Raw genomic sequence first — 21,408 nt, 5'->3', positions numbered from 1 at the left:
CGCACGAGAACGTGTCAATCGTAACTTGGTATCGGTCTGGCTGGCATCTATCTACACAACAACACATACTATATAAAATTCCATCCCGTGGAATATAATCACCGATGATAGATTATGTGGCAAGGGATTACAACGATATCTTTGTAATGTATAGTACGAACATCGCTTCACCCGCACGGCATTCGTCTACTGGTATTTCATATTGAGCTCGACCTCGTTAACGACACCCAAGAGTTTGTCTGGCAGTTCTTCGCGGTAGAATTCACCTTTGAACCGGTTCTGCGGGCCGGAGATACCGATCGCACCTAACGGCTGTCCGTTCGGCTTGATAACTGGAACTGAGACGGACCGGAGACCCTCAATATACTCTTGATCATTGAAACTGACGCCCTCGTCTCTGATCTCGCGTAGTTCGTCGTAGAGCTCGTCTTCGTCCGTGATGGTGTTCTCGGTGATTTTTGGGAGCCCATGACGCTCGATAATGCGAGCGATTTGGTCGTCGGTCAGTTGAGCGAGAATTGCTTTTCCGCCGGAGGTCGCGTGGATTGGCATTCGCTTTCCGAGCTGCGTGTTCGTCTGAACGGCGTGTTCTCCGGTTTCTCGATAGATGTACACGAGATAGCCGTGTTCTTCGATCATGAACTGAGCACGTTCGTCAGTCTCCGAGGCGAGTGCTTTGACTTTCGGTTCGATCTGAGCGAACGCCTCGTGTCGGTTGTTTACGCCCATGCCGATGTAAAGAAATCGGGAGCCGATGTGGTAGAGATCCCCCGTCTTCATCACGTACTCTCGTTCCTCGAGTGTCTTGAGATGCCGGTGAACCGTGCTCTTGGGCAGCTCTAACTCCGTCGCCAGTTCCGATACTCGAGCCCCGTTTCGGTCTCGTAGCTCCTCGATAATCCTGAACAGCTTGTGTGTCGTTTTCATGGTTTGTGTCTCCGTTAGTCGTGATTCTCAGCGATGGTACATAAAGTTTCACAATGTGGAACATAGCACTTGGAGTCTCACTTCGGATTGGCGCGCGTGTCTCGGCGTACACACGTAGTGTTCGTGTGAGTCTCACTCACACATATATTCTTAACAATCATGATGGTTGTTCGCGTGTCCATCCATCTGTCTTCGAACACAACGAAGTGAGACCCCATACTGGCCACCGATCAGCATCGAGTGTGTGCCATGATACGGAACTTTATATGCGAATTCAATGAGTACGAAGTACAATCGGTAACTAATCATAAAAAACGAAACGTCCGTCAGTTTGGTTTCGTTACGCTTCGTCGCCGACGGTCCAGGAGTCGTCCCACACGTCTTGTTCCTTGTAGAACTCAGCGACGCCGGGGTGGACCGGATGTTCTGGAATGACTGCGGTGGCCATATCTGCCGGGTCAGAGTGGTCAGCGTACGTCTGGTCGGCCTCCCGGATCGTCTCGCCGTGTTCGTGACTGATCCGAGCCAGTTCGTGTGCGGCGTCTGCTGGCACTTCCGGACTGAGCAGACACTGCAGGTCAAGATTCCAGCTGACGATCGAGTCGGTAACCTTCGTGACCTCCTGATTCCACCCGTAAGGCTCGATTTCGGCTAAACGTGCGCCGCCGACCTCTTCGATGGCCTGTTTGAAATTGTCGGCGACATCGACGAGATAGACGTCGTTTCGAGCGTCGATCTGCTTCGCCCAGCCAGTCAGTTCGACGCGGTTCGACCCGTATACCGCAACAGCGTCAACGCGACCCTCTTCGATCGCACCAGGGATGTCGCTCGTGTTGACGTTGATGATGTCGACTTCCTCCCACATTCCGGCGACTCGCATCACCTCTTCGGTGAGTAGCCGCGTCCCGAAGCCCGGCTGAATCGGGTAGACGGTCTTCCCCGCGAAGTCTGCGGTCGATTCGATTCCAGAGCCTTCAACGGCAACCCAGAAGATGTCGAGTCCGTTGAACCGGAACGACTGATAGCCGATGTTGTCGACCGGTTCATCGTTGAATCGGTCCGTTTCGTTGACCGCCTTGTTGATCGTGTTGTTGTCCGTCGCGACGGCAGGGATGTTACCTTGGTCGTACTGATACATGTTGGCGACGTTCCCCTGGGTCTGCTCGACGGTCATTCGGAGGGAGTCGCTGTGCTCGTTGAGTGCTCGAGCAAGTGCTTGCATCGAGTTGAACGCCGTACTCCCCTGTGAGGAGCCGCCCATCCGTAGTTGGTACGAGCTACCGCCCGAGCCACCGTCCGAACCCGAATCATCGCTCGAGCCGCCGTCCGACCCTGAATCGCCGCCGGATCCACTGCCAGACCCACTGTCGGATTCGCTGTCGCCACCGAGACAGCCGGTGATTGCAACGGTCCCGGCACCCGCAGCGGCTGCTTTGATAATACTCCGTCTAGTCCGTGCGCTGTGTGCTTGCTTAGACATCCGCTCTCGACGTTCATGTACATCGATGATAAATCTTGTTGTTAATTCCAATATTTGATTGATATTCAAAATATCATCAGGGGTTTGCGCCCGTGACAGCCGGCTTGGGAGCGAGATACCCTCTCGATTGGTCGCCACCCAAATGTTTTTATCAGGATAGAGCATCAATCGGACCGATGTCGTATAACATAGCGGTGATTCCAGGCGACGGTATCGGAATCGAAGTGACAGAGGCGACCGAGCCACTTCTCATCGAACTTGCTGCGGCCCACGGCGTTGAGATCGAGACGACGTGGTTCGACTGGGGAAGCGAGCGGTATCTCGAAGAGGGTGCGCTCATGCCCGACGACGGTTTGGAGACGCTCAAAGAGTTTGACGCGATTTTGCTCGGTGCGGTGGGTCACCCAGACGTGCCGGATCACGTTACGCTCCGTAACCTTCGCCTCCCGATCACCAAGGGATTCAACCAGCACATCTGCAAGCGCCCCTCGTATCTCTTTGATGGGGTCGAAAGCCCGCTTCGTGGCTACGAGGGCGGCGATATCGATCTCGTTGTCTACCGACAGAACACCGAGGGAGAGTACGCTGACGTCGGTGGACGCGAACACCAAGGATTCGGAAACGAAGTCGCAGTTCAATCAGCGGTCTACACACGCGAGGGGACCGAAGCAATCGTCCGGGCTGCCTTTGAGGCCGCGACAGAGCGGAGTGGAAAACTAACCAACATCACGAAGTCGAACGCACAGGCTTACGGGATGGTGTTCTGGGACGAAATCGTTGAGGAGATTAGCGAGGAATACCCGGATATCACCGTCGAACGACTCCTCGTCGACGCCGGGAGTATGGACTTCGTTCGTCGTCCCAACGAGTTCGACGTCGTCGTCGCATCGAACCTGTTCGGCGATATCCTCACCGACATCGGTGGCATCATCTCCGGGAGTCTTGGGATGGCCCCGTCGACGAACATCAACCCCAGCGGGGAGTACCCCTCGATGTTCGAACCGGTCCACGGAAGCGCCTTCGATATCATGGGAGAAGGCATCGCGAACCCGGTCGGGATGCTGTTGTCGATGTCGCTGATGTTCGAACATCTCGAAGAGGACGATCTCGCCGAGACGCTTTGGGACGGTGTCGGTGCACAGCTAGCAGATTCGGATGCACCGCGGACCCCGGACATCGGTGGCACGGCAACGACGCTGGATGTCGTGGGCGATCTCGAAGAGCGACTCCTCGAGTAACCTATGTATCACGTGCTACTTGCCGTCGACGGGAATGAAGATCGGACGGCAGCCGCAGTCGACGCAGTTGCCAACCTCCCCGCTGCCGAGTCAGCGGTCACCGTCACGATTCTCAACGTATTCGAGGAGTTCGATGCAATCGACGACAGCGGCGGACACGTGACGTCGGAGGAACTCTTCGAAAAGTACGATCCGCCATCGAGCGTAACTGTCGCCCGCGAGGAACTGGACGAGCGCGGAATCGACTGGACGTTCGAAGCGGCCCACGGCGACCCGGCGGCGACGGTCGTACAGACTGCAGCGGATTGTGACGCCGATGCGATTGCCATGGCGCCCGCCAGTCGCTCGCCGGTTGGGAAAGTGCTCTTCGGGAGCGTCACACAGGGCGTCCTGCTTGACGCCGAGTGTCCAGTCATCGTTGCCTAGTTCCTGACCGCCCGACAGCCTGCAACCTGCCCCACTCCCGTTTTCGTCAGCTGAGATTGCCTCCCAACAGCTTCAGTCACACTCCCCGGAAACCGAGAGCCGATGTACTCGGACGTCTCAGGTGCGGATTCGTTTGTCTGCTGTCATGCGAGACGTCGCCATATGACTGAGCCTACCATAACTAATTTATATGTTTGAATCTACTGTGAGAGTGAACCATGGTAGCAAGACGTATCCAGCGATTGAGATCAACAGACCTGGAAGACGCGGTGGGTGGGACGTTAACGCTCGCTGCTCTCGCGTTGTGGGCACTCGTTATCTTCTATGCCTACACCGTGTCGATGCCGCGGGCACAGTACGGTGTCCTGTTCATTGCCGGTGCAATCGGGGTGTACATCCTCAACGAACTCGAAGACGTCATCGCTGATCGGGACTATCTCGACGCAGCCCTGTTACTCGGGTCGTTGGTGATCACCATTGCCATCACCGTCTACGTCAACCTGCACTTCAGGGAACTGTACATCGACCGTGTTGGCTACGCGTTTCCACACGAGTACGCCTTGGCAGCTGCATTCCTCGCAGCAATTGTCTACCTCTCGTGGCGTTCGTTCGGGCTGACGTTCCTTAGCATCCTTGTGGGTGCGCTCCTGTACGGCTACTTCGGTGATCTGATTCCCGGAATCCTCGGCCACAGTGGGTTAAGCTACAGCCGACTGCTCCTCTTACTCGCACTCGACATCACCGGCTTCTACGGCTTCCTGACTCAGTTAGTCGCGGCGTGGATCGCGCTCTTCTTGCTTTATGCGGGGCTGTTGGAGAGCTACGGTGCGTTCGACCTCATCTTCCGTGGAGCCGTCCGAACGTCGAAGTACATCGACTCGGGCGTTGCACAGACCGCTGTCGTCGCAAGTGCGGTTATCGGCTCGATCAACGGTTCACAGACCGCAAACGCCGGTATGACCGGGTCGTTCACAATCCCGATGATGAAAGAAAACGGCATCAAGCCCTCGACAGCAGGGGGAATTGAGGCGGTCGCATCCACGACTGGTCAGGTTCTTCCACCAGTTATGGGTGCGGGTGCGTTCATCATGGCCTCGCTTCTCGGCATCAGCTACGTGACCGTCATCACCGCAGGGCTCATTCCGGCGATGATCATGATGGTGTGTATAATTCTCGCGGTTCACTACATCGCGAGCAATCAGCTCGACTCGATCGACGTCGATGCCGTCCTTGACGAGCTGGAAGACCGGACTCGTCGGGACACCCTCGTCGACACGGTCAAGTTCATCATCCCATTCGGCGTGTTGGTGTACACGCTCGGTGTCATTCAGCTGACTGTGATGACGTCCGCGCTGTACACCGCAGTCACGATGTTGATCACCGGTATCACATTCCCCGTCTTCCAGGCGGCGTACGAGTCGCGCTCGGTGACGGCCGCGACTCGAGAGACACTCTCGGACACGGTGGCTGGCTTCCGGCGCGGTGCGATCATCACGGCACCCATCGCCATTATCCTCGCGGCGATAAACGGCGTCGTTGACATTCTTATGACCACCGGCGTCCCCGGAATCCTCACCCTCTCGATGATGGATATCTCGGGTGGCATCATGCTCGTCGCTGTTCTGATCTCGATGGTAATCTGTATCCTCCTCGGGTTGGGGATGCCGACGACCGCCGCCTACACCGTTGTGGCACTCCTCGTGGCCCCGACGCTCGTCAGTCGCTTCCTCGTCCCCGATCTGGCTGCCCACTTCTTCGTCTTCTACGGCGCGATTCTCTCGGGACTCACGCCACCGATTGCGACGTGTGCCGCGGTCGCCGCCGGTATCGCGAATGCCGACTTCGTCGAGACGTGCTACGAAGCTATCAAAGTCGCCGCCCCATTGTTCGTCTTGCCGTTCTCGTTCATCTACCACCCTGTCATCGTCTCAGGGGTACTCAGTGGTGGTGCCGTCTTCACCGGGTTGCTCATCTTGCTGGGCGGCATCAGCATCATCCACGGAATCAACTACCGCTTTGGCTACGGCAAATGGGCGCAACTCGGCACTCGAGTGGCGTTCTTTGTGGTTGGTGTCCTCACGATGGTGTACCCCAACTCGACAGTTCAGTACGCGGGCGCTGGCGTGATTATCACGCTCTTCGTCATCCAACAGCTCGCGACTCGTAAAGTTGCTGTCGGCGACACCATCAACAACTAGGCGCATCGATGTACAACCGTCAATACAAGACACCGACCGGTAACGGGTAGCTGGCGAGTCACGTACCATCCCGTCGAGGTTACTCCCGAGGACAGTTGTCGTCTCTTCCCACACAGCACGTATTGTGGGTGTCCTCATACGTGGTTACTACTCTTAGTTGACCACGTTTCCTGAATGTGTCTTCGGATATAGGTGAATAAAAATCCAATGTAGTCATGCTATTCTCGTACATTTTTATATTGGCGCATCATTCTCGAGACTGTGCGTACTGAATAAGAGACTGAAGTCAGCCGCCACTTTCTGTGCACATCTACTGTAGAAAATCAATAGTGGTACTAGAATGTCGAATTTGTTGCTCCATTGGGAGCAGCAAAAACTGATATCACTCCCTGGTATTGCTTATTTATTACACTTCTATTATCTGTACTAGGTGTCTATATCCAGACAATACCGACTCAGTCGTCTCCGCGAAGCGCCCGCTCGATGGGCGTCTCGCCACCCGTGAGATGCAGCGTCTCGCCGACCGTCCGGTCGATGTCGAGACAGGCGACGACCGTCCCTGCAACATCGGCCCGCGGAATCTCGGCCGTGTCGCCATCGAGGCCGTCGACGGTCAGCGAGACGGTTCCGGTGCCGTCCGCATCGGTGAGCCTCGTGGGACGGAGAATCGTCGCATCGAGCGACGACTGTTCGAGGTAGTCGTCGGCGCAGCGCTTGGCGACCAGGTACGGGCGCAGCGGCTCGGGGCCTGCGAGCGGGTCGCCAGCACCGATGGAGCTAATCATCACGAAACGGTCGATACCCGCGTCGACACAGGCGTCGACCACCCGTCGAGCGCCCCAGAGGTCAACCATGAGCGTCTTGTCCGCGCCGGTCGACCCGCCGGAGCCGGCGGTGAACACGACCGCGTCGGCCCCCTCGAGCGCCGCTTCGAAGTCGCCTTCGAGGTCGCCCAGTCGCGGCTCGCCGCCGCGGTCGCGGACCACCTCGAACTGCGATTCGTCGCGGACGACGCCGATGGGGTCGTGGCCGGCGTCTGCGAGCCGGGGGAGGAGCCGCCGTCCGATACCGCCGTTCGCGCCGATGACTGCGACCTGCATGGTTCGCCGTCGCGTAGTCGGCCGGGCCAGATAGGGGCTGGGGTCGGCGAAGGTGAAGGTGGTCCGCGAGAACAGAGCGCTCACTCCGCAGGTTGCGGGAGCGAGACCGTTACCACACTTCCCCGCGTGCTGTCGGTGCTGATATCGAGCTCACCGCCGATACCGTCGACGACGGAGTTCACCATCCACAGACCGAGCCCGCTCCCGTGACGTAACGCGGTCTCTTCGCCTTCGAGCATCGCGAGTTCCTGTTCGGAGATACCGGTTCCACGGTCTTCGATCCGAACCGTTACGGCTGATTGTGCCTCAGTTACGGAGATGTCGACGAGCGGTGCATCCTGCGTCGAGTGGACGATCGCGTTCTCACAGAGTTCGTACAACGCGGTCTGCAGATAGGAGTTTCCGAAGACCTGCGCACTCTCAGGGGCGGTCAGCTCGATTCGGGCATGCGGATACTCGTCGGAGAGCGCTGCTCGAATTCGGTCGAGTACCGCAACGACGTCGAGTGACTGTAACTCATCTCCCGCCTGGAGCGCGTTACTGACGGTTCTGGACTTCTCGCTGAGATCAAGCAACTCTTTGGAGCGGTCGACGACCTTCTCTGCGAACGCACTGACTTCGTCGTCGGCCGTCGATTCGTAGATGAGTTCGCCGTACCCGTTGACGACGTTTATGCTGTTTCGGATGTTGTGTCGCAATACCCGATTGAGTACACGGATCTGCTTTTGTCGCCGGACCCGTTCGGAGATGTCTCGAATCAACAGCAGTACCGACTGTTGTTCGGCGTGTTCGATCGCCGCTGCGGAGGCCTCGGCGTGGACGCTCTGTCCCCACTGTGTGGTACAGATGAGTGTTTTCGTGACGCCAGCATCCTGTTGGGAGAGGTGTTCGGTGAACTCGGTGAACTCACAACCGTCTTCGAACTGGATGACGCTCGACGGATTGAGTCGCTGTAGTTCGAACTTGGAGTAGCCGAAGAGTTCGCAAGCGGCCCTGTTGCACTCGGCGATCTCGTTCGACTCGACATCGACGACGACGATGGCTTCCTCTGCGGACTCGAACAGTCGTTCGTATCGCGCTTCGATTTGTTCGTACTGGCTCGTCAGCTTTCGAGATTGCACACGTCGGATACAGAGATTTTCGAGACGATAGTTGAGGACCTGCTCGTTGATCGGTGCAGCGACGATATCGTCCACGACGGCTTGCTCCCGCTGCCACACCTGCTGTGTACCCCCGAGGCTGAACGAGGAATCCTGACGCTTGATCACAACGACTGGACAAAACGTCGGATGTTCGGCCTGTTTTCGCGCTAATAGCTGAGAGCCGTACTTCGGGAGGAGACGGTCTTCAATCAGGTAGCACGACGCGGGCTGAATCTCGTCGTCGACGACGACATCGTACTCCGACAACAGCAGGTCACGGATTGCTGATTGGTCTTGTTCACCACTCACGAGCAACTGAACCGTCGTCTCGTCGTGTCTCGTCTCAAACATCAGTTAAGATCGCCAAACAGTCGTGGGACAACTCACTCGTCGAAGAGTCCGCGGGTGATGTCTGGGGCTGTCTCGAAGGGCCCATGCAGTTGCAACCCCTGTGCATCTTCGATCGTGAACCGGTGAAACTGGTTATCGAAATCGCCGAGGCGCTTTTTCAGCACGCCAATCATCCGTTCCATCCCTCCTGCCTGCTCGACGTACGACAGAAACACGACGTTGTCCGCCAGGTAGCTGGCACCTGCGCTCGTCGGCGACTCAACCCCGGTCACTCTGCCAACTTCGTCTGTGATGATGACCGAAATGTCTCGCTGTTTCAACGTCCGCGTGAGTGTGTGAAGCCGCCGGACGAGTTGCATGTCATCACCCTGAATAGACATCTTATAGCCCGCAATACCATCGATCAGCACGATCTCTGGATCCCGTCGTTCAACGGCATCGAGCACGAGTTGTGCGAACTCTTCAGGCGAGCGTACGAGCGGCTCGATATCGTGTAGCTCCAGCAGTCCGCGATCGACGAGGTCTCTGACAGGCGTCCCGAGTTTTTCAGCACGGTAGCTGAACTGGTCCGTCGACTCCTCGAAGAGGAATCCGAGGGTGGTTTTGCCTTGGCTGGCAACGCCGTGTAAGAACTGTGTTCCAGTCGTCGTCTTCCCGACGCCGCTCGGGCCGCTAATGAACGTCACAGAGCCCTCTCGGACACCGCCCCCCAGCAGTGCATCGAGACTGTCGTTCCCCGAGGTGAGGACGTTCGGATCGAACGGCGTCGTCCGCTGTTGAGGGACGACGCGCGGATACACTTCGAGACCCTGCGCGCGGATCTCAAGTCCGTGTGTCCCTGCCTCCTGACCGAGCCCACGGTGTTTCTTCACTTCGCATCGGCGTCCAGCAGTTCCATTTGTGAGATCGAGGAGTCCGTCACTCAGCGACTCGGCGTCCTCCGGCCAGTTCCCGCTGTCGTCACTTCTGGTCGTGAGCGTCCCGACGACTGTCGTCTCTCGGTCACGGAGATACCGCATGAGCGACAGGAGACGTTTGCGGTACTGGTACTGGTCTGTCTCGATATACTTGATCTGCGTTATCGGATCGATGAGTATGCGTGACGGATCGTACTCCTCGATCGCCTGCATGATGTCTTCGGTGATTCGTTCGGACTGTACATCACCCGGCTCGACGAGGTCGTACGATTGGTCTTCGGTGAAAAACTCAGTTTCCGGACCGAGGTCGAGAAAATGCGCCCCGGAAATGTCGATATCGACTTGCTTCGCATTCAGCAAGACGTTCTCTTTCGATTCTTCACCGTGCATATAGACAACCGATTCATCCGCTTCGAGACCGGCTTCGAGGAAGTGTGCACCAAGCAGAGATTTTCCGGCACCTGGCTCGCCTCTCACCAGATACATTCTTCCCCTGGCAAACCCTCCATGAAGAACGGTGTCTAACCCGGGGATACCTGAACTGATGCTGTCCATTGTTTTCCTGTCCGTGTACGAGAGTATATTCGTTCTGGTACCGGAATGGTACATTTCTGTGTGTTCCTCAACAAATGGTCTATAACGCCGGCTCTCTGTGTGTGAGGTAATGGAACGAGACAGGATCGAAGCGGCACGTTCGTTCGTCCTCAGTTCCAAATACCGAAAACACGTGTTGAAAGGGTTGGCGAGGGCCACCCTCGCGACACCGACCGAGCTCGCCGAAAACACGGAGCTCCAACGGTCACATCTCTCCAGGGCGATTTCGGAGTTACGCGAGGAGGGCATCGTGAAACTCCACGCGCCAGAAGAGCGAACTGTTGGACGGTATTACGGGCTGACTGACTTCGGTGAAGCGGCGTGGGAGCATCTCCGTACGGACATCATACACGTAGAGTGGCAGGACGCCGACCCGACGAGTGAGACAAGCTGCCGGTTCGTCGAAACAGTAACCCAACTCCTCGGAGACAAACTCCGGTTCGTCGGCATGTACGACGGTGCCTCAGCCAGGCTCTTGTACGCCGATGATGACGCACGCTCCGAGTACACAGAACAGGAACTGACAGACGGTGCCCGAGAACTGGTGTTCCGGCGGGTTAACTTAGATCTGAACATCCCAAATAAGGAGTGCTGGGCACAGATTTACTTCTTCGATCCGGAAGCACTACTTATCGCTCAAGACCCGGATCGGAATCTGTATTCTGCCAGCTTTTCACCGTACCAAGATGTCGATATCTCTGCCCTCCTGAACACGATCGAGTCGGTGGTTCTACAGGAGTAACAAGGCGAGTGATTCGGGGTCGTCCGACGATGAGAGAGGGCAGACAACGACAGACAGCTCCCCGACGCCCGATGTGCCCCCGTCGAACCGGACGGTGCTGCTGGAAACAACACCGTCCTAACGCTCGCGGGTCGGTGTTCGGGTATGCGAGAGACGAACCGCGAGTGGATGTTTGCCGAGCGCCCCGAGGGCGAACCGGACATGGACAGTTTCGAACTCCGCGAGGGCGAGATACCGGAGCCACGACACGGGGAACTCCTCGTCCGCGTGCGATATCTCTCCGTCGACCCGTACATGCGCGGGCGGATGCGAGACGCGGAGTCGTACGCCGAGCCGTGGTCGGTCGGCGACCCGTTGCAGGGCGGCGTCGTCGGCGAGGTCGTCGAAAGCGAGAGCGAGGCGTACGACGCCGGCGACCTCGTGACCGGCAACGGCACGTGGGCCGACTACACCGTCCTCGACGCCGGTGAGGTCGCGCCCGTCGACCCCTCGGTCGCGGACCTCCCCGCCTATCTCGGCGTGCTCGGGATGCCCGGCCGGACGGCGTACTTCGGCCTACTCGAAGTGGGCGACCCCTCGCCCGGCGAGACGGTCGTCGTGTCCGGCGCGGCCGGTGCAGTCGGCTCCGTCGTCGGCCAGATTGCCAAGTTCAACGGCTGTCGCGTCGTCGGCTTCGCCGGCTCCGACGAGAAGGTGTCGTGGCTCACCGACGACCTCGGCTTCGACGCCGCGATCAACTACAAGGACGTCGACGACTACCGGGCTGCGCTCGACGATGCCGCGCCCGACGGCGTCGACGTCTACTTCGATAACGTCGGCGGGCCCATCACCGACGCGGTGTTCACGAAGCTGAACCTCGACGCCCGCGTCGCCGTCTGCGGGCAGATCGCCCACTACAACGACGAGGGCGTGCCGACCGGCCCGCGAAAGCTCCCACAGCTCATCGCGCCGCGCGCGAAGGTGCAGGGACTGCTCGTCGGCGACTACGCGACGCGATTCGGCCAGGCGAGCGAACAGCTCGGCGCGTGGGTCGCCTCGGGCGACCTCGAACACCGCGAGACCGTCGTCGACGGGCTGGAGAACGCGCCCGACGCGTTCCTCGGGCTGTTCTCCGGCGACAATATCGGCAAGCAGGTGGTCGGCGTGTCCGAACCTTAACGCGCGGCTTCGCCGCCGACCGCCGGTGAGGTGACCACCACGGCCCGAACGCGGACCGTCGTGTCATTCATTTTTAGCCCTGCCTAAACTTCGAAGCACCTATATCGGTTTAGGTGGGCCTAATCCGTATGAAAGAGATCGACGAGAACGCGGGTCCGACGCGGAGAGACTACGTGAAGTACGGTGGCGCACTTCTCAGTGGGGGCCTCCTCGCAGGCTGCGCCGGGCAGTCGGGCGATACGACGTCGACGACGGCGACCGAGACGGCCACGGAGACCGGAACCGAGACGGACGCCGCCGAGACGACGACCGAGGCGGCCGAATCGAGCTACACGGCCGAGCTGTCGCCGGTCGGGACGGTTACGCTGGACGAGCCGCCGACGAACGTGTTCACCCACTTCCCGTGGTTCCCGGACATGGCGAGCGCGCTCGGACAGGGCGACACCGTCAACAACCTCTGGTGGGACGGCACCGTCGCGGGCCTGGAGTACTTCACCGCCGGCTTCGACGACTTCGACATCGAGTGGGCTGACGCCGCGGGCGAGTACGGCTTCACGAAGGAACGGCTGTACGAACTCGACAGCGACCTCCACCTCGTCGACCCCGCGTGGGTGTCCACGCAGGACAACTGGAACCAAGCCGACATCGACGAGGTCGCGGACAACATCGGCCCGTGGTTCGGCAACTACTACAGCAACTTCAACGCCGCACCCCCGGAGGAGTGGGCCGACGGCTACGAGTACTACGACCTCTGGGAGCTGTTCGACCGCGTCGCGTCGCTGTACGGCGAGCGCGAGCGCTACGCGGCGCTGCAGTCCGTCCGCGACGACCAGCTCACGACCGTCGAAGACGGGCTTCCGGCCGAGTCCGAACGCCCGACCGCCGCGTACCTCTCTCTCTCGACGGACCTCTCGAGCATCTACCTCCTTCGGCTGAACGCGCCCGGCTACTGGAACGCTCACACCCGGCCGCTCGGCGCGGTCGACGCCTTCGGCGACGAGGAGTTCACGGGCCCGTTCCAGGAAGTCGACATGGAGGCGTTGTTGGAGGCCGACCCCGACGTGATTCTCACGCTGTGGACGGTCACCGAAACCGTCGATTTCGACGGGCTGAAGCAGAACCTCCGGGACGACCCGGTCGGCCGCGAACTGGCCGCCGTCCAGAACGACCGCGTCTACCCGCAGGGGACCCGGTGGCAGGGGCCGCTGATGAACCTGTTCCAGACCGAGATGACGGCCAAACAGCTCTACCCCGACCAGTTCGGCGACTGGCCGACCTACGAGGACGGCGACGACTATCCGGACTTCGGTGCCGACGAACAGCTGTTCGACCACGGGCGGGTCGAAGAGATCATCGCCGGCGAAAATCTGTAGGCGCGTTTCCTCGTCAGTCGTCGGTCGACGAGGGCGAGCCGCGACGGTCGCCGGCGTCGCCGGGGGCCGCGCCAGGCTGGTAGGTGATCTGCCAGCCGGTCACGCCCATGAGGAGCAAGACGAGCGGCGACAGGAGGCCGAAGAAGTAGTACGGCGCGTACTCGAGGGTTCCGACGCCGAGCGTGCCGGCCATGAACAGCGCCCCACTGTTCCACGGAATGAGCGCGCTCGTGGTCGTCCCCGCCGATTCGATGGCCCGCGAGAGGTTCTCGCTTTGGAGTCCCTGTTCTTCGTAGAGGTTCCGGAGCGTGATGCCCGGGACGACGATGCTGATGTACTGCTCGGCGGCGAGGACGTTCATCGACACCGCGGAGACGGCGGTCACGCCGGTCAGGCTCGCGACACCGCGGCTCAGTCGGCCGAGGTGGTGTGCGAGCACGGCGAGGATGCCGGCGCGTTCGAGCATCCCGCCGAGCGACAGCGCCGCGATGGCGATGGTGACCACCCACGCACCGCCGATCATCCCCTCGCTTGCCAGCAGGCCGTCGACGAGTTCCATCCCGGTCGACGGCGAGGTCCCCGACTGCGCGATGGACCACACGGCTCCGAAGGCGGTTCCCTGCATCACGACCGAGGTAATTGCACCCGCGAACACGCCCGCGCCGAGCGCCGGCAACGCAGGAACGCCGTAGAGCGCGAGACCGAACGTGATGATGAGCGGGGCGAAGGTGAGTACCGATATCGCGTACGACCCGGTGAGCGCGCCCTGAATCTCGGCGATGCGCCCGACCGGGATGTTCCCCGAGGCTTGGACGCCGAGGACGGCGTACAACACGACGGCGATGCCGAACGCGACGAGCGAACTGTCGCGCATGGCGTTGACGTGGTCGAACAGGTCGGTGTTCGTGACGGCGGCCGCGAGGTTCGTCGTGTCCGAAAGCGGCGACTGTTTGTCACCCATGTACGCCCCCGAGAGGATGGCCCCCGCGGTCATCGGGGCTGGAATCCCCAATCCGGCACCGATGCCGATAAACGAGACGCCGAGCGTGCCGGCGGCCGTCCACGACGACCCGATTGCGAACGTGACGATCGACGCGAGCACGGCCGTGATGGGCAGGAATATCGTCGGCGTCAGCAGGTCGAGGCCGTAGTACATCAGGCTCGGAATCGTCCCCGCGGCGACCCACGTCGCGATGAGCGCGTAGACGACGAACATGATGAGGATGACCTGAATCCCCATGTGGAGGCTGTCGGTGATGCCGTCGTAGAGGTCCGCCCAAGAGATGCCCAGCCAGTACCGACTGAACAGTCCGGTGAAGGTGATGCCCCAAAACAGCGGGAACTGCGGGTCGAGGCCGTAGACGACGATGCCGACGCCGAGGAAGACGAGCATCCCGAAGACGGGGACCAACGCTTCGAACAGCGAGGGTCGCTCGTCGGCGTCGAGTTCCTCGTACAGGCGGGGCTCGAACGCTAAGCCCATCGTGGCACCTCCGTCGGTCGCTGTCTGTCGCCCGACCGTCTCGTCGGGGTTCCGCCGACGTGTCCGCCCGAGACCGGGCCGGCGCGGTCGGCGCGTGCCGTCGTTCCGCGTTCACCGACCGTCGTTGGAAGCCGATACGTGCGCGCTCGCACCCGGCCCACCGCGGGCGCGTCCCGGCGGCGGCCAGATGGTTGACAATCCATACCACTCGAACAATCATGAATGTCCCATATAAATTTTTATTTGGAGATTTTGGCGTGTAATGTTTGAGAAAGACAAACATGATTGCATCTATAGCAGACAAACGGCGTTGTCAGACGAATCGCAGTTTGATATAACAGAACTAATGGCACCCCACCGAGTTCGGGTTCGTATGGACGACAGTCGCCCCGCGGACGGCCCGCGTCGAATCAAATCCGTACAGACGGCGAGCGAGATTCTGGCTGCGATACAGCGACGGCCCGACCCGACGTTCAGCGACGTCTGCGACGAACTCGACGCCTCGAAGGGGACCGTCCACACCTACCTCGCGACGCTCGAAGAAGAAGGGTTCGTGGCGAAGGTCGACGGTCGCTATCGCCTCGGCCTGCGACTGGTCACGATGGGCGAAACCGTGCGCAACGAGACGCCGCTGTACCGCGCGGGCCAACTCGAGGTGGACAAGCTCGCCGACACGACCAACGAGTACGTCCACCTGACGGTCGTCTCCCGCGGCAAGGAGGTGACCATCTACGAGAGTCGCGGCGACAACGCGGTCGCGACGGACTATCATCTGCGGATGCGCGAGGCCCCACAGTACCTCCATTGTACGGCGACCGGGAAAGCGATGCTCGGTCACTTCGACGACGACCGCGTCCGCGACATCATCGACGACCAGGGACTCGTCGAGCAGACCGACAACACCATCTCCGACTCCGAACGGCTGTTCGACGAACTCGAGCGGATTCGCGAGCGGGGTTACGCGGTCAACGACGAAGAGGAGCTTCGCGGCATGCGCTCTATCGGCGCGCCGATTCGCGGCGTCGACGGCGACGTCTGCGGGGCGGTCAGCGTCACTGCGCCGACGAGTCGACTCTCGGGGGACCGCTTTCGCTCGGAAATCCCCGAACTCGTGATGCAGGCGGCGAACATCATCGAGGTGAACCTCGAGACGACCACGTTCGACCCGTCCCGGTGACGCGACCGGTTTGACGATTCGAAACCCAGCGCGACCCCGTCGCGTGGTGACTCTCCTCACGAGAGACGTTCTCGGCGTGGAACGCCGTCGATTCGCGACCTGCGACGTGTTCGTGCGCATCGGAATTGTTCGGTATTATCAAACAAATCCTGAAGTGAATCAGACGATTGGTTATCTAGAGTCGTATTTGGAGGAGGTACTAATTTTTCTAGGTAGTTTTATGTTACATTGTCCACCAGAGTGTTCGTATGGATCGAGACTCAGTCGAGCCGACCGTCACGTCGCTCCCGGGACCGAAGGCCTCAGAGTGGGTCGAGTATCATCAGTCGACCGCCGCGACGAGCACCTACGTCTACGAGTTCGTGTGGGACATCACCAAGGACGCCGTCGGACCGTTCTGTACCGACCCCGACGGCAACGTGTTGCTGGACTTCACGAGCCACGTCGCGGCCGCCCCACTCGGCTACAACAACCCCGAACTGCAGTCCCGCCTCGACGACCTCGACCTCGTCGACCCGATGAAGATTGCGGGCCAGGACTTCTACGTGAGCACCGGCGGGTCGCCCGAGACGGCGTCGCTGCCCGGGCCGGCCCATCTCATGGACCGCCTAACCGACCTCACCGATCACTACGGGATGGACACGGTTTTCCTGTCGAACTCCGGGGCCGAGGCGGTCGAAAACGCCATCAAAATCTGTTACGACGCCTGCGAGGCTCCGAAGTACGGCATCACCTTCGACGGGGCGTTCCACGGCCGCACGCTCGGCGCGCTGTCGCTCAACCGCTCGAAGTCCGTCCACCGCCGCAAGTTCCCCGAGGTGAGCGGCATCCACGACGTGCCGTACTCGATGGCGGGCCTCGAGACGCTGCGCGACAAACTCGACGACACCCACGGTCACCTCCCCGCCGATCAGGTGGCGTTTCTCATCCTCGAACCCGTTCAGGGCGAAGGCGGCTACCACGTCCCGAGCGAGGAATTCATGCGCGAGGTGCAGGCCATCTGCGACGAACACGATATCCCCGTCATCGCCGACGAGATTCAGTCCGGCGTGGGCCGGACCGGCGAACTGTGGGCCTCGGATCACTACGACCTCGAACCGGACGTCATCACCAGCGCGAAGGCGCTCCGGGTCGGCGCGACGGTGGCGAACGAAGCGCTGTTCCCGGACACCGAAGCGCGCCTGTCATCGACGTGGGGCGCGGGCGACATCCTCGCGTCGATTCAGGGCACGCTGACGCTCGACGTCATTCAGGAACAGGACCTCATGGCGAACGCCACGGAGAAGGGTACGAAGCTCCGTGCGGATCTCTCGCGGCTCGCCGAGCGGACTCCCTGTCTCACCGACGTGCGTGGGCTCGGGCTGATGACTGCCGTCGAATTCGACACCAAGGACCGTCGCGACGCAGTCCTCAAGGCCGCCCTGTCTGAGGGCCTTCTCACGCTCGGCTGCGGCAAGCGGTCGCTTCGCCTCCTGCCGCCGCTCGACGTGACCGACCGCGAACTCGACCTCGCGCTCGAGTGCTTCGAAGCCGCCCTCGACAGCGTCGCGAGTCACCGCGTCAGTTCGACCTGAATCGATTTCGCGGTGCTGATGACCTGCCCGGTGATGTCCTCTTCGAGATACCGGCCGGTGAGTCTGCTCGCCGGTCCACAGACCCCGATGGCCGCCGCTGGCGCGCGCTCAGTCAGGGCGATGGACGTCCCAACCCCGATAACGCCCGCTGACTGTTCTTCTCTGCAAAACGAGATGCCGTTCTCGCGGATCGTCCGGAGTTCGCCCCGAAGCACGCCGCGGTCGGTAATCGTCTCTCCCGTCTGTGCGACGAGGCCGCGTTCGTCGACGATGTCGCCGACGCGCTCACGGCCGAGCGACGCGAGCATGGCCTTGCCGGGGGCCGTGACGTGAAGCGGGATGCGGGTTCCACACGCGTACGCCGGTTCCCAGTCGTTCGGCCCGTGAGCCATGTACGCGCAGATGCCGACGCCGTCTTCCTCGACGAACAGCGTCGAGACCTCGCCGGTGACTCGCGCCAAGTTATCGACATGCTGTCTCGCGGCGGCGAACACGCCGAGGTGCGACCGAACCTCCTCTCCGAGGGCTAACAGCCCCATCGACGCGAGGTACTTCCGGTCTCGCTTCGTCACGTAGCCGAGTTCCGAGAGCGTGTTGAGGTGCGTGTGGACGACGCCTTTCGAGAGTCCGACGTCGGCCGCGAGTTCGGTGACGCCGAGCGCCTCGTCGGACGCGACCAGTCGCTCGAGGATGCGAAACGAGTTCATCGTCGCATCGACCGTCGTTGTCCCCGTCATCTCTGTAGTGCTACGAGCTATCACACCTATATAGAATTTGTTTTTCAGAGCAGAACGACGACCCAGACCACACACGCTCCAGCACGCGCACAATTGTTAATTATTATAACTTATACAACAAATGGCCGGCAATAGCTACCTCGTTTTGCTCTGCAGAACAATCTGAATCACCCGATTTTCGGTAGTATGGCTCTCTAAACGAGCGGTTTCGATTCCGGCCATGGGGTTTTATCAATCAGTTTTTGAACGGATTGTCACGGTCGAACAATGAAATCTGCCCAACTAACGGATACCCACACGGTAGCGATCACCGACACAGCGCGACCGCGCCCCGACGCCGACGAGGTGCTGGTCGAGATACACGCCTGTGGGGTCTGTACAACCGACCTGCACATGTATCACGGCAACCTCGACGTTGACCTCCCGATGGTTCCCGGCCACGAGAGCGCGGGCGAAGTCGTCGCTGTCGGGTCGGACGTTGATGCCTACGAGGTGGGCGACCGGGTTGCTATCAACCCGTCGGTGCCGTGCCACGAATGTCGCGCCTGCAAGGCCGGCCGGGAGAACCTCTGTCACGACCTCACCTCACTCGGCGGTGCCGCGAAACACGTCATTGACGGCGCGTTCGCGGAGTATGCGGCCGTCCCCGTCGGCAACGTCGAACCCATCGGCGACCTCGAGTACCGGACGGCCGCGTTCGCCGAACCCCTCGGCTGCGTCATCAACGGCGTCGACCAGGCCGACCTGACGAGCGGCGAGACCGTGGTCGTGGTCGGCGCGGGCTTCATCGGCCTGCTTCTCGTCCAGGCGCTTCGGGCGAGTGGCGCGGGGACGATTGTCGTCTCCGAACCGGTCGACGACCGCCGAGCGGTGGCCGAGGCGGTCGGTGCCGACCACACTATCGACCCGAGTGTCACGGACCCGACGACGGTGATTCCGAACCTCGTCGGCGACGTCGACGTCGCCGTCGAAGCCGTCGGCCTCCCCCAGACCATCGCGCAGGCGCAGTCGCTCACCGGGCCGGGTGGCCGGACGCTCATCTTCGGCGTCCCCCCGACCGACGCGACGATCGAACTCTCGCCGTACGAGCTGTTTTTCGAGGAACGCGAGCTCGTTGCGAGCTACTCGCTCACGCCGGACACGTTCGCACGGGCAGTTCGGTTGCTCCAGAACGGCCGCATCGACGTTGACACACTCGTCACTGACGAGTTCGGTCTCGCCGGCCTCGAAACCGCGTTCGACCAGATGGAGGACAACCGCGGGCTGAAGAAGATCATCTACCCCGCCCGGTGACGCGCACGACGTGACTGCCCACTGACCGACACACCACACCACATCACATCACCACCAATGACGAACGACCACAACCGACGAAGCTTCATCAAGACGGCGGCGGCCGCGGGTCTCCTCGGCGGACTCGCCGGCTGTACCCGCGGCGGCGAACAGGCACAGAACAGCGGCGGCTCGACTGACGGCGGAGGGAGCACCGACGGCGACACCTCGACTGGGTCGTCGTCCGAACCCGTCATCCCGCTCAGCGAGTACGACGCCGACATCGACTGGGCGCAGTTCGAGGGCTCCCAAATCAACATCGGTGCCGTCCAGCACCCGTGGGTCTCGGCCATCAAGCCGGCAATCCCCGTCTTCGAGGAACTCACCGGCATCGACGTCGTCTGGAACATCCTCCCCGAAAACCAGTTCCGGACGAAGCGCCAGACCGACGTGAGCACCGGCGCTGGCCAGTTTGACGTCTTCTTCATGGACCAGGTGGTCAACCAGTACCGAAACGAAGGCTGGCTCCAGCCGCTCGACCCCTACTTCGAAGACGAGAGCCTGTACGACGAAGCGTGGTACCAGCCCGACGACCTCTTCGAGGCGTCGCGATGGCAAGCCCACGGCGGCGGCTTCAGCGACGACTGGACCGGCCTGCCCATCACCGTCGAAGTCCAGACCCAGTTCTACCGGACCGACCTCTACGAGAAACACGATCTTGAGGTCGCAGAGACGCTCGAAGGGTTCCGACAGAACGCCCAGGCGATTCACGAAAACGAGTCTGACGTCGTCGGTACCGTCGGCCGCGGACAGAAGGGCTACGGCATGAACATCTTCATCCTGAACATGCTCCTCCGGGAGATGGGCTCTTCGCTCTGGACGGAGTTCCCGACCGACTCCGGGCTCGACTCGTCGGGCGTCATCGACGCGGCGACGTGGTACACGAACCTCCTGCGGGACTACGGCCCCGACGGCGCGTCCACGCAGTCGTGGTCCGACGTGCTGTCGACGATGCAGGAGGTTCGCGCGGGTCACATCGTCGCCGACGCGAACCTGTTTTGGCCCGGCCTGACCGGCTCGGAGTCGTCGATCGCCGACACCGTCGGCATCGCGAAGGTCCCGAAGCCGGCCGACGGCGAGTTCGCACCCAACGCGTACAACTGGCAGATTTCGACGTCGAAGAACGCGGCGAACTCGAAACAGGCGTTCCTGTTCATGCTCTGGGCCACCTCGGAGCCGACGAACACGTGGATGCATCTCCACAGCGACGCCGCGTTCTCGGTCCGGCAGTCGGTCTGGGAGAACGACGAGTTCCGCTCGCAGGTCGGCGAGGAGTTCGCGCAGGTGACCCTCGAATCGCTGCAGGCGGCGTCGCCGGACCCCTTCGACCGGAAGTACCCCGAGTGGGGACAGCGCTACTCCGAGGAACTCCAGCGCGCCCTCGCGGGCCAGAAGTCCCCCGAGGCGGCGATGACGACCGCCGCCGAGGTCGCAGAGGAAATCTACAGCGAATGACGCC

General features: G+C 60.9%; 17 protein-coding genes. 10 read left to right on the top strand and 7 right to left on the bottom strand.

Features of this window, described 5'->3' with window-relative positions; translation table 11 throughout:
• Positions 1 to 186 precede the first annotated feature (186 nt).
• Positions 187 to 927 (bottom strand): IclR family transcriptional regulator, encoded by a 741-nt coding sequence (locus tag C5C07_RS13340; RefSeq protein ID WP_115805263.1) that lies wholly within the window; start codon positions 925 to 927, stop codon positions 187 to 189.
• Between the two features lie 340 nt (positions 928 to 1,267).
• Positions 1,268 to 2,329, bottom strand: coding sequence for a TAXI family TRAP transporter solute-binding subunit (locus C5C07_RS13335; protein WP_049905157.1), 1,062 nt, complete (start codon positions 2,327 to 2,329; stop codon positions 1,268 to 1,270).
• Positions 2,330 to 2,583: 254 nt separating this feature from the next.
• On the opposite strand from C5C07_RS13335, the gene C5C07_RS13330 reads away from it, so the two are divergent.
• The 3 genes from C5C07_RS13330 (at position 2,584) to C5C07_RS13320 (ending at position 6,269) form a co-directional block, all read left to right on the top strand.
• Positions 2,584 to 3,645, top strand: coding sequence for an isocitrate/isopropylmalate dehydrogenase family protein (locus tag C5C07_RS13330; protein ID WP_042664948.1), 1,062 nt, complete (start codon positions 2,584 to 2,586; stop codon positions 3,643 to 3,645).
• A gap of 3 nt (positions 3,646 to 3,648) precedes the next feature.
• A complete protein-coding gene (locus tag C5C07_RS13325) occupies positions 3,649 to 4,071 on the top strand; it encodes a universal stress protein (RefSeq protein ID WP_115805262.1) in 423 nt (140 codons plus the stop codon).
• Between the two features lie 218 nt (positions 4,072 to 4,289).
• A complete protein-coding gene (locus C5C07_RS13320; RefSeq protein ID WP_233510382.1) occupies positions 4,290 to 6,269 on the top strand; it encodes a TRAP transporter fused permease subunit in 1,980 nt (659 codons plus the stop codon).
• Positions 6,270 to 6,724: 455 nt separating this feature from the next.
• Here C5C07_RS13320 and C5C07_RS13315 read toward each other — a convergent pair whose 3' ends face one another.
• The 3 genes from C5C07_RS13315 to C5C07_RS13305 form a co-directional block, all read right to left on the bottom strand.
• Positions 6,725 to 7,369, bottom strand: coding sequence for an SDR family oxidoreductase (locus C5C07_RS13315; protein ID WP_115805261.1), 645 nt, complete (start codon positions 7,367 to 7,369; stop codon positions 6,725 to 6,727).
• Positions 7,370 to 7,449: 80 nt separating this feature from the next.
• The gene (locus C5C07_RS13310) at positions 7,450 to 8,862 is read right to left on the bottom strand and encodes a PAS domain S-box protein (protein ID WP_115805260.1); all 1,413 of its coding nucleotides are present in this window, start codon (positions 8,860 to 8,862) and stop codon (positions 7,450 to 7,452) included.
• A gap of 32 nt (positions 8,863 to 8,894) precedes the next feature.
• Positions 8,895 to 10,334, bottom strand: a complete 1,440-nt coding sequence (locus tag C5C07_RS13305) for an ATPase domain-containing protein (protein WP_081605234.1) — start codon at positions 10,332 to 10,334, stop codon at positions 8,895 to 8,897.
• A 109-nt stretch (positions 10,335 to 10,443) separates the two neighbouring features.
• Here C5C07_RS13305 and C5C07_RS13300 point away from each other — a divergent pair, with 109 nt between their 5' ends.
• From C5C07_RS13300 to C5C07_RS13290, 3 genes are all read left to right on the top strand, one after another.
• The gene (locus C5C07_RS13300; protein ID WP_233510379.1) at positions 10,444 to 11,115 is read left to right on the top strand and encodes a winged helix-turn-helix domain-containing protein; all 672 of its coding nucleotides are present in this window, start codon (positions 10,444 to 10,446) and stop codon (positions 11,113 to 11,115) included.
• Positions 11,116 to 11,259: 144 nt separating this feature from the next.
• Positions 11,260 to 12,273 carry an NADP-dependent oxidoreductase gene (locus tag C5C07_RS13295; RefSeq protein ID WP_115805259.1) on the top strand — a complete coding sequence of 338 codons (1,014 nt, stop codon included), beginning with the start codon at positions 11,260 to 11,262 and terminating at the stop codon, positions 12,271 to 12,273.
• Between the two features lie 128 nt (positions 12,274 to 12,401).
• Positions 12,402 to 13,646, top strand: a complete 1,245-nt coding sequence (locus C5C07_RS13290; protein ID WP_115805258.1) for an ABC transporter substrate-binding protein — start codon at positions 12,402 to 12,404, stop codon at positions 13,644 to 13,646.
• 13 nt (positions 13,647 to 13,659) lie between these two features.
• Here the strand turns inward: C5C07_RS13290 and nhaC are convergent, their stop codons facing one another.
• Positions 13,660 to 15,129: a Na+/H+ antiporter NhaC gene (gene nhaC, locus C5C07_RS13285; protein WP_050459388.1), complete on the bottom strand. Its 1,470-nt coding sequence runs from the start codon at positions 15,127 to 15,129 to the stop codon at positions 13,660 to 13,662.
• A gap of 373 nt (positions 15,130 to 15,502) precedes the next feature.
• Between nhaC and C5C07_RS13280 the strand changes: the two genes are divergently transcribed.
• Together C5C07_RS13280 and C5C07_RS13275 are read left to right on the top strand one after the other, a co-directional pair.
• Complete coding sequence (locus C5C07_RS13280; protein WP_115805257.1) at positions 15,503 to 16,306, top strand: IclR family transcriptional regulator; 804 nt, start codon at positions 15,503 to 15,505, stop codon at positions 16,304 to 16,306.
• Between the two features lie 248 nt (positions 16,307 to 16,554).
• Positions 16,555 to 17,880: an aminotransferase class III-fold pyridoxal phosphate-dependent enzyme gene (locus C5C07_RS13275; RefSeq protein WP_115805256.1), complete on the top strand. Its 1,326-nt coding sequence runs from the start codon at positions 16,555 to 16,557 to the stop codon at positions 17,878 to 17,880.
• Here the strand turns inward: C5C07_RS13275 and C5C07_RS13270 are convergent.
• Positions 17,859 to 18,617, bottom strand: coding sequence for an IclR family transcriptional regulator (locus C5C07_RS13270; RefSeq protein ID WP_050459391.1), 759 nt, complete (start codon positions 18,615 to 18,617; stop codon positions 17,859 to 17,861). The two genes, C5C07_RS13275 and C5C07_RS13270, sit on opposite strands and share 22 nt — an antisense overlap.
• A gap of 267 nt (positions 18,618 to 18,884) precedes the next feature.
• Here C5C07_RS13270 and C5C07_RS13265 point away from each other — a divergent pair, with 267 nt between their 5' ends.
• Together C5C07_RS13265 and C5C07_RS13260 are read left to right on the top strand one after the other, a co-directional pair.
• Entirely contained in the window at positions 18,885 to 19,910 is a 1,026-nt protein-coding gene (locus tag C5C07_RS13265; protein ID WP_115805255.1) for an alcohol dehydrogenase catalytic domain-containing protein, read from the top strand.
• Between the two features lie 57 nt (positions 19,911 to 19,967).
• Entirely contained in the window at positions 19,968 to 21,404 is a 1,437-nt protein-coding gene (locus C5C07_RS13260) for an extracellular solute-binding protein (protein ID WP_115805254.1), read from the top strand.
• Positions 21,405 to 21,408: the final 4 nt, after the last annotated feature.

Source organism: Haloferax sp. Atlit-4N (assembly GCF_003383025.1).
In the GTDB taxonomy this organism is placed as follows: Archaea; Halobacteriota; Halobacteria; order Halobacteriales; family Haloferacaceae; genus Haloferax; species Haloferax gibbonsii.
Note: the sequence above shows the minus strand (reverse complement) of the source record. Positions and strands in the feature narration are given on the sequence as shown.

What these genes read in the sequence shown, in the direction of transcription:
- C5C07_RS13340 (WP_115805263.1), bottom strand. Translation starts at nt 927, where the DNA reads ATGAAAACGACACACAAGCTGTTCAGGATTATCGAGGAGCTACGAGAC.
- C5C07_RS13330 (WP_042664948.1), top strand. Translation starts at nt 2,584, where the DNA reads ATGTCGTATAACATAGCGGTGATTCCAGGCGACGGTATCGGAATCGAA.
- C5C07_RS13325 (WP_115805262.1), top strand. Translation starts at nt 3,649, where the DNA reads ATGTATCACGTGCTACTTGCCGTCGACGGGAATGAAGATCGGACGGCA.
- C5C07_RS13320 (WP_233510382.1), top strand. Translation starts at nt 4,290, where the DNA reads ATGGTAGCAAGACGTATCCAGCGATTGAGATCAACAGACCTGGAAGAC.
- C5C07_RS13315 (WP_115805261.1), bottom strand. Translation starts at nt 7,369, where the DNA reads ATGCAGGTCGCAGTCATCGGCGCGAACGGCGGTATCGGACGGCGGCTC.
- C5C07_RS13310 (WP_115805260.1), bottom strand. Translation starts at nt 8,862, where the DNA reads ATGTTTGAGACGAGACACGACGAGACGACGGTTCAGTTGCTCGTGAGT.
- C5C07_RS13305 (WP_081605234.1), bottom strand. Translation starts at nt 10,334, where the DNA reads ATGGACAGCATCAGTTCAGGTATCCCCGGGTTAGACACCGTTCTTCAT.
- C5C07_RS13300 (WP_233510379.1), top strand. Translation starts at nt 10,444, where the DNA reads ATGGAACGAGACAGGATCGAAGCGGCACGTTCGTTCGTCCTCAGTTCC.
- C5C07_RS13295 (WP_115805259.1), top strand. Translation starts at nt 11,260, where the DNA reads ATGCGAGAGACGAACCGCGAGTGGATGTTTGCCGAGCGCCCCGAGGGC.
- C5C07_RS13290 (WP_115805258.1), top strand. Translation starts at nt 12,402, where the DNA reads ATGAAAGAGATCGACGAGAACGCGGGTCCGACGCGGAGAGACTACGTG.
- nhaC (WP_050459388.1), bottom strand. Translation starts at nt 15,129, where the DNA reads ATGGGCTTAGCGTTCGAGCCCCGCCTGTACGAGGAACTCGACGCCGAC.
- C5C07_RS13280 (WP_115805257.1), top strand. Translation starts at nt 15,503, where the DNA reads ATGGACGACAGTCGCCCCGCGGACGGCCCGCGTCGAATCAAATCCGTA.
- C5C07_RS13275 (WP_115805256.1), top strand. Translation starts at nt 16,555, where the DNA reads ATGGATCGAGACTCAGTCGAGCCGACCGTCACGTCGCTCCCGGGACCG.
- C5C07_RS13270 (WP_050459391.1), bottom strand. Translation starts at nt 18,617, where the DNA reads ATGACGGGGACAACGACGGTCGATGCGACGATGAACTCGTTTCGCATC.
- C5C07_RS13265 (WP_115805255.1), top strand. Translation starts at nt 18,885, where the DNA reads ATGAAATCTGCCCAACTAACGGATACCCACACGGTAGCGATCACCGAC.
- C5C07_RS13260 (WP_115805254.1), top strand. Translation starts at nt 19,968, where the DNA reads ATGACGAACGACCACAACCGACGAAGCTTCATCAAGACGGCGGCGGCC.